11 protein-coding genes and 1 tRNA gene are annotated in these 14,828 nt (G+C 34.5%); 10 read left to right on the top strand and 2 right to left on the bottom strand.

Translation table 11 applies throughout. The annotated features are described in order from the left end of the window. Positions 1–2: 2 nt before the first annotated feature. Positions 3–1,676: an APC family permease gene (locus LNP04_RS04020; RefSeq protein WP_229985290.1), complete on the bottom strand. Its 1,674-nt coding sequence runs from the start codon at positions 1,674–1,676 to the stop codon at positions 3–5. 253 nt (positions 1,677–1,929) lie between these two features. Here LNP04_RS04020 and LNP04_RS04015 point away from each other — a divergent pair, with 253 nt between their 5' ends. The 3 genes from LNP04_RS04015 (at position 1,930) to LNP04_RS04005 (ending at position 6,887) form a co-directional block, all read left to right on the top strand. Continuing rightward, positions 1,930–4,893: a tetratricopeptide repeat protein gene (locus tag LNP04_RS04015; protein WP_229985289.1), complete on the top strand. Its 2,964-nt coding sequence runs from the start codon at positions 1,930–1,932 to the stop codon at positions 4,891–4,893. 82 nt (positions 4,894–4,975) lie between these two features. Next, positions 4,976–6,745: a TonB-dependent receptor gene (locus LNP04_RS04010; protein WP_229985288.1), complete on the top strand. Its 1,770-nt coding sequence runs from the start codon at positions 4,976–4,978 to the stop codon at positions 6,743–6,745. A 68-nt stretch (positions 6,746–6,813) separates the two neighbouring features. Continuing rightward, positions 6,814–6,887: transfer RNA gene (locus LNP04_RS04005), tRNA-Arg, on the top strand. 176 nt (positions 6,888–7,063) lie between these two features. Here LNP04_RS04005 and LNP04_RS04000 read toward each other — a convergent pair. Then, complete coding sequence (locus LNP04_RS04000; protein ID WP_229985287.1) at positions 7,064–8,542, bottom strand: PLP-dependent aminotransferase family protein; 1,479 nt, start codon at positions 8,540–8,542, stop codon at positions 7,064–7,066. 65 nt (positions 8,543–8,607) lie between these two features. Here LNP04_RS04000 and LNP04_RS03995 point away from each other — a divergent pair, with 65 nt between their 5' ends. The 7 genes from LNP04_RS03995 (at position 8,608) to LNP04_RS03965 (ending at position 14,710) form a co-directional block, all read left to right on the top strand. After that, positions 8,608–9,231, top strand: a complete 624-nt coding sequence (locus tag LNP04_RS03995) for a hypothetical protein (protein WP_229985286.1) — start codon at positions 8,608–8,610, stop codon at positions 9,229–9,231. Further along, the gene (locus LNP04_RS03990; RefSeq protein WP_229985285.1) at positions 9,224–10,333 is read left to right on the top strand and encodes a pyridoxal phosphate-dependent aminotransferase family protein; all 1,110 of its coding nucleotides are present in this window, start codon (positions 9,224–9,226) and stop codon (positions 10,331–10,333) included. The genes LNP04_RS03995 and LNP04_RS03990 overlap by 8 nt, the downstream gene beginning before the upstream one ends. Before the next feature lie 19 nt (positions 10,334–10,352). Then, positions 10,353–10,958, top strand: coding sequence for a dethiobiotin synthase (gene bioD, locus LNP04_RS03985; protein WP_229985284.1), 606 nt, complete (start codon positions 10,353–10,355; stop codon positions 10,956–10,958). A gap of 4 nt (positions 10,959–10,962) precedes the next feature. Continuing rightward, positions 10,963–11,976, top strand: coding sequence for a biotin synthase BioB (gene bioB, locus LNP04_RS03980; protein WP_229985283.1), 1,014 nt, complete (start codon positions 10,963–10,965; stop codon positions 11,974–11,976). A 17-nt stretch (positions 11,977–11,993) separates the two neighbouring features. Beyond that, entirely contained in the window at positions 11,994–13,259 is a 1,266-nt protein-coding gene (gene bioA, locus LNP04_RS03975; RefSeq protein WP_229985282.1) for an adenosylmethionine--8-amino-7-oxononanoate transaminase, read from the top strand. Positions 13,260–13,521: 262 nt separating this feature from the next. Next, positions 13,522–13,962, top strand: a complete 441-nt coding sequence (locus LNP04_RS03970) for a hypothetical protein (RefSeq protein ID WP_229985281.1) — start codon at positions 13,522–13,524, stop codon at positions 13,960–13,962. A gap of 556 nt (positions 13,963–14,518) precedes the next feature. Further along, positions 14,519–14,710 carry a cold-shock protein gene (locus tag LNP04_RS03965; protein ID WP_129536735.1) on the top strand — a complete coding sequence of 64 codons (192 nt, stop codon included), beginning with the start codon at positions 14,519–14,521 and terminating at the stop codon, positions 14,708–14,710. The last annotated feature ends 118 nt before the right edge of the window (positions 14,711–14,828 follow it).

The raw sequence follows: 14,828 nt of genomic DNA, 5'->3' as shown, positions 1-14,828 counted from the left end.
AATTAGTCAGCATTTCTCAGTTTGCTGTTTCTATATCCATAACAGAAATAAATAACCAATCCGATGGCAAACCAGATTCCGAAATAAAACCAGTTTTCGTGGCTCATTCCTGTCAATAAATATAAACAAGAGCTTAAGCCGATTAATGGAATCAAAGATAAATTTTTGATAAAGGTCAAAACGCAAAGGCCTAAATTAATCAAGATAAAAAAGAAAATAGAAGCTCGGAATTCTCCGTTTTTAGGATCATTCCATTCCATTAAATGATCAAAAAACTCCGGCTGGAAGTAATGAAATCCTACCAAAGCACCGATGAAAATCACAGGAAAAATAATCTTTCCATTAATATAAGGAAGGTGAAAACGACCTTTGATTTTTTCTTTCGGAGGAAGCATTAAAACTCCAGCACAAACCAACACGAAGGCGAAAATAGTTCCGATACTGGTAAAATCTAAAATGAAACTTTTGTCTGTGAAAAGAATCGGAACTCCAACCACAATACCCGTAACAATCGTTGCGAACGAAGGGGTTTTATATTTTGGATGAACTTCCTGAAATTTTTTCGGCATCAAACCATCACGGCTCATCGCATACCAGATTCTAGGTTGGCCCATCTGGAATACCAATAAAACTGTGGTAATCGCTACAATTGCAACAAATGAAACCGTCAGTTCCATCCATGCAACATTAGCGTTTGTTTTTTCAAATATGAATGATAAAGGATCTCCAACGCCGTCGAATTTTCTGTAGTCGACCATTCCGGTTAAAACCAAAGTCAGACAGATGTAAATTACGGTACACAGTGCCAGAGAAATGATCATTCCTTTCGGTAATGTTTTTTGCGGATCTTTTGTTTCTTCTGAAAGTACACTTAATGCATCAAATCCTATATACGCAAAGAAAACTCCTGAAACGGCACTCATCACTCCTGCAAAACCATTCGGCATAAATGAACGTGTTCCGGTTTCTATGCTTACCGGCGTCCAGTTTTCGGTATTGATGTACGAATAACCAACTAAGATCACCAAAACGATGACCGCTAATTTTAAAATTACTAAAGAATTGTTGAAGTTTTTACTTTCCTTCACTCCCCGGTAACACAGCCACGTAATCAATCCGTTAATCACTAATGCCGGAATATCGACAATGAATTTTAAACTTCCCAATAAAGGAGCAGACGTCCACGCATTGATGAGTTCTTTATTTTCAGAACCATTTAAGAAAGCTTTTTTCGCTTCGGTATAACTACAAGTCAAGTAATCAGGAATGTGCATTCCCAGGCGCTCGAGGAAACTTGTAAAATAATCTGACCAGGAGAAAGCAACGTAAATATTTCCGAAAGAGTATTCCATAATCAAAGCCCAGCCAATTACCCAGGCTATTAATTCACCAAAACTGGCGTAAGCATACGTGTAAGCCGAACCTGCTGTAGGAATTCTGCTGGCAAATTCTGCGTAGCATAAAGCAGTGAAACCACATGCAAAACCACAAATCAGATAGAGTAGGATAACACCGGGGCCGCCTCTGAAAACGGCTTCACCCAAACTGCTGAAACTTCCGGCTCCGATGATGGCGGCAATTCCGAAAAAAACGATATCCCAAGTTCCTAAAACCCGCAAAAGATTGGTGGAAGTATCTGTTGCTGAATAGTTTTTCCTTCTGAAAAGTTGATTCATTTAATAGTTGTATAAAAGTTGAAAAAAACAAATGTAATTATTTCTGATAAATAATTAAGATTTTCTTAATATTTCTTGTTGAAAAGTTAATTAGTATTAAAAAATAATCCACATACTAACAATATGTTAAAAGGCTTGTTTATACAATATCTTTTCGATATTTTCGTTGATAATTTGTGGATAAAATCTTATCTTAAAATTAAAATATTTGGTCTCATTTTTGAAGACCTTTCCATTTTAAAATTTGATGTTAATGAAATCAAAAAAAATACTTTTAGCGGCTGCTGTTTTCTATTTCGGGGTTTCCGAAGCGCAACAGTCTCAATACTTTACCCAAAAGGAAAACTATAGGTTTAATCTTGCTCAGAATCTTTATCAGACCAAAATATACAACGCTTCTCAATACGAATATGCACGACAGTATTTCTACAATCAGAATCTGGAGCAGTCGAGGAAAGAAGCTGCCCAGTTTTTTGATAACGTGATAGGAGTGATTCTGCAGAAAAATCATGCGGAAGAAGGATTGACGGCTTTTATGAAAGAATATCCGAACTCTGCGTATTTTGCTCAGGCTAATTTGCCTTTGGCGGATTATTATTTGTCTAAAAAAGATTTTAAGGAAGCTTTAAAAACTTTAAAAAAGGTTAATCAATACCAACTGACCAAAGAAGAGAATACCCAGTATATTCTGAAATTGGGGTACGCTAAATTTATGATGGGTGATTCTAAAGGGGCAATTGATGCATTGGAAGAAGCTCACAAAACGGCAGACGAATCTCAGAAAGGTGATATTGCGTATATGTTGGGTCATTTGTATTATTCAAGTAAGCAAAATGATCAGGCGTTTCAGTATTTTGATTCGATAAAAGATCAGCCGAAATTTTCAAAACTGGTGCGTCCGTATTATGTGCAGATGCATTACAATGATAAAGATTATGACAAGGCGATTTCTGAAGGAAATGCTTTGCTGAATGAAGATATTTCTGCGTCTTATAAAGCGGAGGTTCATAAAATCATCGGTGAATCTTATTTCATGAAGAATGATTATGAATCGGCTTACCCGCATTTGAAAGATTATCTGAGTGTTCAGCAAAACCCGTCTGAAAATGATCTGTATGAAATGGGATTTGTGGCGGCTCAACTTAAAAAATATGATGAAGCGGTTTCTTATTACAATCAATTGATCAACAGTAATTCGGCTTTGGCTCAGAATGCTTATTATCAGTTAGGAAATGCTTATTTGGCGGTTGATAAAAAGCAGGAAGCACTTTCAGCGTTCCGTTCGTCTTATCAGATGGATTACGATGCGAGTGTAAAACAGTTGGCTCACGAACAATACGCAAAATTGGGTTACGACATCGGAAACCCCTTTGAAAGCCCGACGACGGTAATTCAAAATTACATTACGGCAAATCCAAGCGGTGCTAAGAATGCAGAAATGAGATCGCTTTTGGTGAAATCTTATCTGTATTCCGGAAACTTTAAAGAAACTTTAAGTGCAATCGATAAATTGCCAAATTCAACTCCTGAAACCGATAAAGTAGATCAGGAGGTTTCTTATTTATTGGGAACAGAGGAATTCAATAAAGGTAATTTCGACGAAGCGGAAAGATATTTCTTAAGAAGTTTAGAATTTAATATCAACAAAGAATTCAACAGCAGAGCTTTATATTGGTTGGGACAGGTTTATTATCAGAAAGGAAATTATCCTTCTGCGATTGCCCGTTACGAAAAACTGACCAACGAAACTTTCCCAGAAAAACAACAGTTGCCTTACGATTTGGGATATGCTTATTTTAAATCTAAAAAATTCGATCAGGCAGAACAGTATTTTACACAATATTTAAAAAATCCAAAACCTGAATTTAAAAATGATGCCGAGCTTCGTTTAGCGGATATTAATTATGCCAACAACGATTTGGATCAGGCGATTGCGATTTATGATAAAAATGAAGATGCTACCGATTATACTTTATATCAAAAAGCTTTAGCTTTAGGATTTAAAAATGATAACGTTGCTAAAATTACTAACTTAAAATCATTAATTTCAAAATATCCGGGATCTGATTATATTGATGATGCACAGTACGAAATAGGTGTTGCTTACGCTGCTCAGGATGACTTTACCAATTCTAATGATTTCTTCGGAAAGGTGATTAAATCTTCTTCTGATAAAGATTTGGTAGCTAATGCTTCGATTTATAGAGCGCAGAATTATATTGATCAAAATCAAAATGACAAAGCATTATCTGAATTAAAATCTCTTGGTGAACAATATAAAAATACGGCTTATGCACAGAAAATTGTTCAGGCTGCGAAACCTATTTTCACCAAAAACGGTGATGTTTCAGGTTATGCTGGTTTTGCGAGAAATGTAGGTGTCAATATCGACGCTTCTGAAATTGACGAAATCAATTTATCCACAGGGAAGCAATACTTCACGAAAAAAGATTACAAAAACGCAATCTCTTATTACGAGAAATATTTAACGCAGAATCCAACCGGTGAAGGTCTTTATCAGGCTAAATATGAGTTGGGAGAAAGTTATTATCAGACAAATAATCCTACAAAGGCATTATTAGTTCTTCAGGAAATTGCCAATATTCAGAATGATTATCAGGACGACGCAGCAACGAGAGTTGCTCAGATTTATATCGCACAAGGAAATTCTGCTGAAGCTAAAAAGTATTTAGAAAACATTAAAAATTCATCCAACATCAACGTTAAAAATTATGCTAATGTTGAGTTGATGAAAATGTATGCGGAGGAAAAGAATTTCTCAGAAGCTGAAAAATTAGCGAATGCTGTAATTGCCAATAATAAAAACTCTGCGGCAGTTATTGAAACTGCAAAAGTAATCAAGGCGAGAAGTCTGATGAATTCAGGGAAAGATAAAGATGCACAGACCGCTTATACTTCGCTTGAAAAATCTTCAAATACTGAAGTTGCTGCAGAAGCACTTTACGCAAAAGCATTCTATCAGAATAAAGGAAAAGCATTTAAATCTTCTAACGAAACCATCTTTAAATTGGCTAACAATTACGCTTCAGAAGATTATTGGGGTGCAAAAGCATTGGTTTTGATGGCGAAAAATTATATTGGTTTGAAAGATAATTATCAGGCAAGCTACACTTGCGATCAGATTATCTCAAACTATGCAGATTTCCCTGAAATTGTGGCAGAAGCAAAGGAAGTTAAAAAGCAGATTAAAAAGTAAAATGTACTGTCGTATTCATGTAAAATGTGTTTGGGTGATTTGATCATCAATACTTTTTACTTTATACATTAATACAACATATATGAACAAGAAAATTCAAATACTATCTATATTATTTCTGGGAATTTCGTCGGTGGCGTTTTCTCAGATCAAAGAGGAAAAACTGATTCTTAATAAGAAAAGAGAACCGGAAGTAAAGAAAATTGAGAAGAAGAAAACCTCAGTAGAAACGGTGAAAAATTATCCGCCGGAGGAGAAATCGGCGAATCCTGTGAAATACAATATTACAGATGTTCCTGCGGTGTCAGATTTTAAAACCTCTACTATTCAGGGTGAAGATGTTGCTCCGAAATTTGACGGAACGGCCCAGAATAACTATTTCCAGTTTGGAATGGGGAATTACGGAAAGATTGTAGCAGATGCCAACATTTCTAAAACGCTTGAGAACAAAATCGAAGTTGGAGCGGACGTTCATGTGCTTTCTACCAATGGTTTGAAAAAAGTTTACGATTGGGATTCTAATCAGAGTTCGGCAACTTTGGGGGCTTTCTTAAATTCTTATGGGGAAAAAGGGAAAATCAATGTCAACGCTGAATACGGTTTAGATAATTATAACTATTACGGAATTTACGCATTGACGCCTTCTGCAGATGTAGATTTGAAGCAGAAAGTGAATCAGTTTAAAGTGAACGGTTATTATGATTTTTATTCAAATGAAATTTTAAATGATGTAAGGGTAAAATCTTCCTTTTTGAGTGACCATTTTGATGCAAAAGAAAATCAGGCTTCCATTTTGGCCAACCTTTCAAAACACGCTGTTGAACTAGGAAAAAGCGGAGTTGTTTTAAATGCTGATTTAGGTTTAGGTTTAGAAACGGTAAAAACAGATTTTGCTTTATTAAATAAAAATTCATCAACATTCTTTAATGCAGATATTGCTCCGAAAGTAACTTTTGCTAAAGGTGAATCGTATTTGATGTTGGGTTCTTCTTTTTCATTTTTAAATGCGAGAAATTCTAATTTAATTTTAGCTGAAGAATTAAAAAACAATAAAACATATTGGTTTCCACAGGCTGAGTTTCAGGTAGCTGCTGCTAAAGAATTTAAGTTCTATGGTGGAGTAGACGGTGGTTTAAAGTTGAATACTTACAGTGAATTGTTGCAGACAAACCCGTTCTTGGTTTCAGACCAGATGCTGAGACCTACGGAAACGCAATATCATTTTTATGCAGGTTTAAGAGGTGATATCGACGAAACTTTTAAATATGATGTTTCTGCAGGATTCGGAAAAATGAGAAATATTATGTTCTTCCAGGGAAATAATTTGTTCGACAATACATTTACTTTAGACCGTCCTGGTTATGATTTTGCCAATACATTTTCTGCAGTTTACGATGATGGAAATGTGAGTGATATCAAAGGTAGTTTACAATATTTCCCGCTTGAAAACCTAATTGTTGATGCCGATGTTAGATTTTTAAAGTATGATTTAAAGAATTACGATAATATTTACAACGTTCCTTTAGTAACTGGAAGCATTGGTGCAAAATACACTATGTTCGAGAAAAAACTATCATTAGGCTTCAAAGGAATCTTCGCAACAGACAGAACTACAAACTCGTATATGCTTGAAGGCGTGGGAAGTCCGTCGTTGATTTTCCAGTCAACGGAAGATACAAATGATAAAGTTGGAGGGTATGCAGATTTAAACTTGTCTGCAGAGTATAAAATTCACAAAAATTTCAGTATTTTCGCACTCGGAAACAATCTTCTAAGCTCAAAATACCAAACGTACAAAGGCTACAAAGTTCTTGGTGCACAGGTTGTAGGAGGTGTGAAGATTACGTTTTAGAGTTAGAGAGTGGTAGAGTTAGAGAATTTGTCTAGAACTCTACCACTCTCAGACACTCAAAAAGAAACGGCTTCGTAGTTCAACTGGATAGAATATCGGATTTCGGCTCCGAGGGTTGGGGGTTCGAATCCCTTCGAAGTCACAGATTTTTAAAGCACTTTTAGGAGTGCTTTTTTTGTTTTATAAGAGATTGTTAATTAGCAAGATAATCTCTCAAAGAGGTACTTAAAACTGATTGCGCAAAATCACCTAAAAGCTAATAACTCTATAATAGAAGATTGAAACTTTTAAAACAATGGATAATTTAAATAAATGATTTTATAAAATTTTCACGTTTTTAGATAAAATATCAATGCTTTTCTCCATTTCTTCCATACTTAAATTTCCAAAGCCTAATCGCATTGCAGTTAGATTCTTATTTTGGTAAAGCAATGTTTTAGGAATAAAGAGATTGTCTTTAGTGCAATGGTGACTGAGCTGCATTAGATTTACAGGAGTTTTCCATTTTATCCAGACTGCCAAACCTCCCGAAGGTTTTTTAAAATCAAGATATTCACCTAACCGTTGTTCCAAAAGCGTGGTGAAATAATCTCTGCGTTCCTTGTATATTTTTAAAGATTTTTTTAAGTATCTATTGATTTCGCCTTCTGCTATCATTTCACCCAAAACATGTTCCATAAGAACATCACCCTGGCGGTCTATAATTCCTAAGTACTTTCGCATTTCATCCATCAAATTTTCAGGAGCAACGATAAATCCCGTTCTGAATCCGGGAACCAAAGATTTACCGAAAGATCCGATATAAATGACCATTCCATTGGTGTCGGCACTCGCTAGAGGAAGAATAGGGCTTTTGTCGTAATTGAAATCATAATCGTAATCATCTTCAAGGATAATAAAGCCGTACTCTTGAGAAAGTTTCAGTAATTCTAATCTTCGTTGTGCGCTTAACGTTACCGTAGTAGGATAGTGGTGATGCGGTGTAAGATAAAGCATTCTGATTTTCTGCTTCTTGCATATTTTTCTTACTTCTTCCACATCTATCCCTTCATCGTCAATCGGTATTGTCTGAATATTAACTTTAGATTTCTGAAAAATCATATTCACTGAAAAATAGCTTAATTCACCAACCAAAACAGTATCTCCACCTGAAAGTAAAATTTCAGAAACAATATAAATACTCATTTCTGTGCTTCTTGTAATGAGTAGATTGTTTTTTGAAATGGGTAAACCTCTTGATATATTTAAATAGTGTGAAAGGTTTTTCTTAAAAAATTCGCTGCCGTCGTTATTGTAATGTCCTACCTTGTGTGCTTTTCGCTTCAGTGTGGAACTGTAAATTCTTGAATGATGATCTATCTGCGTAAGTCGAACGTCAGGAGTGCCGTCATCAAAAACAAATTCGCAATCTGAGTGCTCAAAAGGATTGTCAAGAATATTAGATGTTTTAAAGGTGAAACCAGTAGATTTTGGATAATTTATGAGTTGTTTCTTCTCAAAACTTAAAATATTTACGGGTTTTTCGTTCTCTTTTCCAATAACAAAGGTTCCTTTATTGGGTAGGCTTTCAACCCAACCCTGGGAAAATAATTCATCATAAACTGCCACAATCGTATTTCTGTGAACTTTCAAATTGATGCTTAAAACTCTGGTTCCAGGAAGCTTGGTTCCGAATGGAAGAACACCTCTTTGAATAGCATTAATTAATTGAGTTGAAATCTGCATGTAGATAGATACATCAGAATTTCTATCTATTTTAATAAAACTCTCATAAGGAAATTCAACCGGACTACTCATAATGTAAAAACTGGTACTACTGAACCATCCGGCAATATACTACTTTTGAGCCAAATCAAAAATAAATGGAATTTTACGAACTTCTTGAGAAAATAGTGCTGAATCATCACACCCATGCAAAATGGCTTAATACACTTTCTTTCATGGAAAATGCAGGAGCCAGAAAGATTTCTGCCTGTGAGCATCCTACTAAAGTAAACCTAATTCAGCTGAAGCATGCCTGTGAAGAACATCGTCATGCATATTATCTCAAAAAACAAATTGCAAAAATAGATTCAGAATCTTGTAAAACTTATGAGAATGAAGAGCTTTTAGCGCCTATCGCAACACGTCAGTATCTTCATTCTTTGGATATTAAAGCCTGTAAATATCTTTATAACAATTTCAATCTTACAAAAGATGAATTGAAATACGCAGCGTATCTTTTTGTGACTTATGCTATTGAAGTTCGTGCCGATGAATTGTATCCTGTTTATCAGGATATTCTTACCAAAACATCTTCAAAAATTATGGTAAAATCTATTATTCTCGAAGAAGAAGGTCATTTGGAAGAAATGATTAATCAATTGGATGAATTTTCTGAAAATTGGAAATCACACGCTGAAAATATTTTAAAAATCGAACATGAACTTCATGACCAATGGATCAATGCCATCGTTGAGGAAGTTGCCAAGTTGAATTATGCTTAAAAATTTTCATCATTTTCAAGAAGCTCTTAACAAAAGAGAGATTGAAGGAACTTTGAGGATTTTAAAACCACAATCAGAAGGAATAGATTTTTATTCTAATGATTATTTAGGATTTGCACAAAGCAAAGAGTTTCAAAACTTATTGTTAAAAGAAGTGATGAATGATCCTCATTTGTTATCGGGAAGTACAGGTTCAAGACTAATCAGCGGAAATAGTGCTGAAGTGGTTAAAACAGAAAAATTGATTGCAGAAGAACATCAGTATTCTGACGCGCTCCTTTTTTCTTCGGGATACAATGTTAATCTGGCATTATTCTCAACGCTTCCGACTAGGCATGACACAATTATAGTCGATGAAAAGATTCATCGTTCTGTACATGATGCTTGTAAAATGTCTCATGCGAAGAAAATAAAGTTCAGTCATAATCATGTCGGAGATCTGGAGCGTATTTTAAAAAAACAAAACGGAAAATCGTACATCGCCATAGAAAGTCTTTATTCTATGGATGGAGACTTTGCGCCTATTCAGGAAATTGCTGAAGTTGCTGAGAAATACGATGCGTACTTAATTGTTGATGAGGCACATTCTTTTGGAATTTTCGGGAATGGGTTAGTTGATAAATTTCAACTTCAGAAGAAAGTATTAGCCACTATTATTACTTATGGGAAAGCATTGGGTTCACACGGAGCAGCGATTCTATGTAATGATGTGGTCAAGTCTTATCTCGTCAATTTTGCATCTCCATTTATTTATACAACCTCGGCTCAGGATATCCAATGGAGAAGTATAAAAATAGGGTATGGATTTTTGAAAGAGAATGATAATGAAAGAATCAAATTACAGCAAAATATTGAATTTTTTCGTCAGCAAAATTTGAAAACGATTTCTTCTGCAAAAAGTCCGATTCAGGCAATCTTAATTCCTGATCATGACCGACTCAATAAAGCGAATCAAGTTTTATCGGATGAAGGATTTTTGACCTACGCTGTTTTTAGTCCTGCTGTAAAAGAAGGAGCCGAACGCCTTAGGATTTGTCTTCACAGTTTTAATACTGAGGATGAGATTGTGAAGCTTACAAAAATTATTAAAGAATTTATTTAAATAAAAACAGGAGGTATTTATGAAATTATTCGTAACAGGCATAGGAACGGAAGTGGGGAAAACTGTTTGCTCAGCAATTTTAGTTCAATATTTCAAAGCTGATTATTGGAAACCGATACAGTCAGGAGATTTGCATTTTTCAGACAGTATGAAAATTAGAGATTGGGTAAGTGAAAGTATTATTACTCATCCGGAAACATATCGTTTAAAGCTTGCAGCATCGCCTCACCAATCGGCTGCGGAAGAAGGAATCTCAATTCATTTAAATGATTTCACGCTTCCTGAAACTCAAAATAATTTAATCGTAGAAGGAGCGGGTGGATTGATGGTTCCGTTGTCTGACAGCGAATTTATGATTGATTTAATAGAAAAACTAGATATTCCGGTTGCGCTTGTCGTGAGAAATTATCTAGGCTGTATTAATCACAGCTTATTGTCGATCATGGCTTTAAATCAAAGAAAAATTAATCTAAAATATTTGATTCTTAATGGATATTTCCCACAAGATACAGAGCGAATTATCTGTAAAAATATTCAACAGGAAACTGAAATTATCAGAATTCCGGACATCGAAAATTTAACAAAAGAAAACATAGAAAGTGTTACAAAACAATTAACAAAATAGGATAATGGATAAAACAAAATTGAAAAATAATTGGACAAAAGGAGAAATAGAAGAGATTTACAATTTACCACTACTCGAACTTATTTATAAGGCAGCCACCGTTCATCGTGAATGGCATAATCCTGAAGAAGTTCAGATGTCAACATTACTTTCAATAAAAACAGGTGGTTGTACAGAAGATTGTTCGTATTGCGGACAGGCGGCTCGCTATCATACCAATATCAAAGTCCAGGCTTTGCTTCCAACAGAAAAAGTCATCGAGCATGCCCAAAAAGCAAAAGACAGCGGCTCATCACGTTTCTGTATGGCTGCAGCATGGAGAGAGGTGAGAAATAACCGTGATTTTGACCGGGTGATTGATATGGTGAAAGGGGTCAATGATCTCGGACTTGAAGTTTGCTGTACCCTTGGAATGTTAACGGAAGAACAGGCGATCCGCCTTCAGGAGGCAGGTTTGTATGCCTATAATCACAATCTTGACACTTCGGAACAATATTATGAAGAAATTATTTCTACGAGAACTTTTGACAACAGAATTAACACCATAAATAACGTTAGAAAAGCGGGAATTACCGTTTGTTCAGGAGGAATTATTGGTTTGGGGGAAACGCATACGGACAGAATATCCATGCTGCTCACCTTAGCAACCATGCCTAAACATCCGGAATCTGTTCCCATCAATGCATTGGCACGAGTAGCCGGAACTCCGCTTGAAAATAATGAAAAAACAGATACGTGGGAAATGGTGAGAATGATTGCTACCGCAAGAATTGTAATGCCTTCATCAATGGTTCGTCTGAGTGCAGGAAGAATTGAAATGACAGAATTTGAGCAGGGTTGGTGTTTTATGGCCGGAGCAAATTCAATCTTTACAGGAGAAAGAGAAACTTTATTGGTGACACCCAACCCTGGAGTTTCCGAAGATATGCAAATGCTGCAAACTTTAGGATTAAAACCGATGAAAAGACAAGCAGAAAAAGTGATGGATCACTTTGAAACCTGGAAAACTAACGCCTAGTCTAATTCCTGAAAATTATGAATTTACAAGAACGCGACAGAGCTGTCAATTGGCATCCTTATACCCAAATGAAAACAGCGGATGATATTATTCCCATTATTAAAGGAAAAGGAGTTTATCTTTTTGACGATAAAGGGAACAGGTATATTGATGCCGTTTCTTCATGGTGGGTAACACTGCATGGTCATGCGCATCCTTATATTGCAAAGAGGGTTTCTGAACAATTGAATACCTTGGAACAGGTTATTTTTGCAGGTTTTACGCATGAACCGGCCATACAACTCTCTGAAAATTTATTAAAAATTTTACCCGAAAATCAACAAAAAGTTTTCTATTCTGACAACGGCTCAACAGCGGTGGAAGTTGCTTTGAAAATGTGTATTCAACACGCCTATAATCAGGGAAAAGAAAAGACAAAGATTTTAGCTTTTAAAAATGCTTATCATGGTGATACTTTCGGGGCAATGTCTGTGAGCGGAAGAAGTGTATGGACAAAACCTTTCGGAGAAATGCTCTTTGAAGTTATTTTCATAGATACTCCGACTTCTGAAAATCTGGAGAATTTAAAAAATCAAATCCGACATCACGCAAATGAAATTGCATGTTTTATTTATGAGCCACTTATCCAAGGCGCAGCGGGAATGTTGATGTACGATGCTGAAGATTTGGATGAATTAATGAAATTCTGTCGTGGACAAGAAATTTTAATGATTCAGGATGAAGTTTTTACAGGTTTTGGACGAACAGGAAAGCTTTTTGCAGCCAATCATCTTTCGGAAAATCCTGATATAATGTGTTTTTCAAAAGGTTTAACAGGCGGTACGATGCCAATGGGAATAACAACCTGTTCGAATGAAATTTATAATGCTTTTTTATCAGATGAAAAATATATGACATTGTTTCACGGACATTCTTTCACTGCAAATCCGTTAGCTTGCACGGCGGCTTTGGCAAGTATGGAGTTGTTATTAAATGATGAAACGCAAGAAAATATTCGGAGAATTTTTGAACAGCATTATAACTTTTCAAAAATATTAAAACAATATCCACACGTTGAAAATGTCCGACAGACAGGAACTATTTTGGCCTGGGAAATTAAAAATGATCAAGAAACCTCTTATTTTAATAAAATTGGAAAAAAACTGTACGATGACTTTCTATCACGGGGAATCGTTATGCGTCCATTAGGAAATGTAATGTATCTGGTGCCACCTTACTGTATCTCTGCAAAAGAATTGAATTTTATTTATGAAAATATTTTAGAAGTATTGAATTACGATTAAAAATTTTGATTCTTTCTGGTGTATTGAGCTTAACATTATAGAATATTACAACAGAAAAGCTTATTGTTGAGTAAGAATAAAGTGTGTTTAGCAATCATAATCGTAAAAATTTATGAATATTTACGTCATAATTCAATATTGTTTAAAAAATGTACTTTAAATTGGCTTAAAATATTTTATCTTTGAAATTGTAAATAAGAATATGATGGAATACATTCTTTATATTCTGTAATCAAAAAGATATTAATATTATAAAGGCAAGATGAGAGTTTCTAATGGTACTGTTGCGAAAATTACAGCATACAGTCTTTTAATTTTGACGACAGTGATGCTGCTTTGTTTCATAGCAGTTAATCAAAATATTTTAGAGAGTCTGTTTTTCGTTGCAATTACTTTACTGATCGTGATATTAACAAAAATCAGGATTGTTACTTATGAATTTTCAGGTGGATGTGTAACCATTCGAAAGATGCATCCATTCACCTTCAAAAAATTTACTTCTCCGGCAGTTGAGTTTCCACAAAATTACATTTGTGATTATAGTGTTAACAATCATATCGTTTCAGGGTCTTTAGTATTAAAAATAAATTCTAAAAGAAATAAGAAATATGCGGTGAAAATTAAGCTTTTCGGATTCACCTATGCTCAGCGAGAAAAAATATCATCTTCATTGGTTTCTATTGTATCTCAAAATAGTTTTTAACCATCTTATTGATTATTAAAAAGTTACTCGCAAGCGAAAGAATTTTCTCAAAATTGACACCCAAATCATCATTATATTAAGAAATCTCCATAGTTTTATGTTAAACTGGAGATTTTTTTTTTGAACTCAATCAATTTTTGATGTAAATTTTCACCTTGGTTTGATGTATGTCTGATTATGCCAACTATTATTTCATTTATATTGAAAAAGTAAGGAATTTGTGTTGACATGATTTTTTATATAATTATTTAGTTATAACCAATGAATTTTGTAAATAATTTACATTTTATTAGTGTATGTCATATATATACTTTATATTTGTAGAATAATAAGGCAGCGATTTTTAATTTTAAACATATTTAAAAAGAAATAACAGCTGGTCAATTTTGTCATTAATATTTTAGGTGCTCTACCTTTTAAGAAGTTCGATTTTCACTCTTAAATTCTATTCATCCATATTTTTTTCTCAAAAGTTATTATCGTTTTGGTTTATACCAAGGCACAGGGATAAGTAATCCTATAAAATAGAATACAATAATTTTTAATACATAATACAATGCAACAAGGAACAGTAAAATTCTTTAACGAAACTAAAGGATTTGGTTTTATTACTCCATCTACAGGTGGTCAAGACGTTTTCGTACATACTTCAGGTTTGGTAGATAACATTCGTGAAAATGATGTCGTAACATTCGATTTACAAAATGGAAACAAAGGTGTTAATGCAGTTAACGTTAAAATAGCGTAACTCCAATAAATAACCTTATACGTTATACAAAGAGCAGATAATTTATTTTATCTGCTCTTTTAATTTTTGGTATGAGTGTTTAATGTTAATGATTTCTGGCCTCTAAAAAATTATAGAT

This window comes from Chryseobacterium sp. C-71, from assembly GCF_020911865.1.
Taxonomy (GTDB): domain Bacteria; phylum Bacteroidota; class Bacteroidia; order Flavobacteriales; family Weeksellaceae; genus Chryseobacterium.
This window is presented reverse-complemented; position numbering and strand designations above follow the sequence as displayed.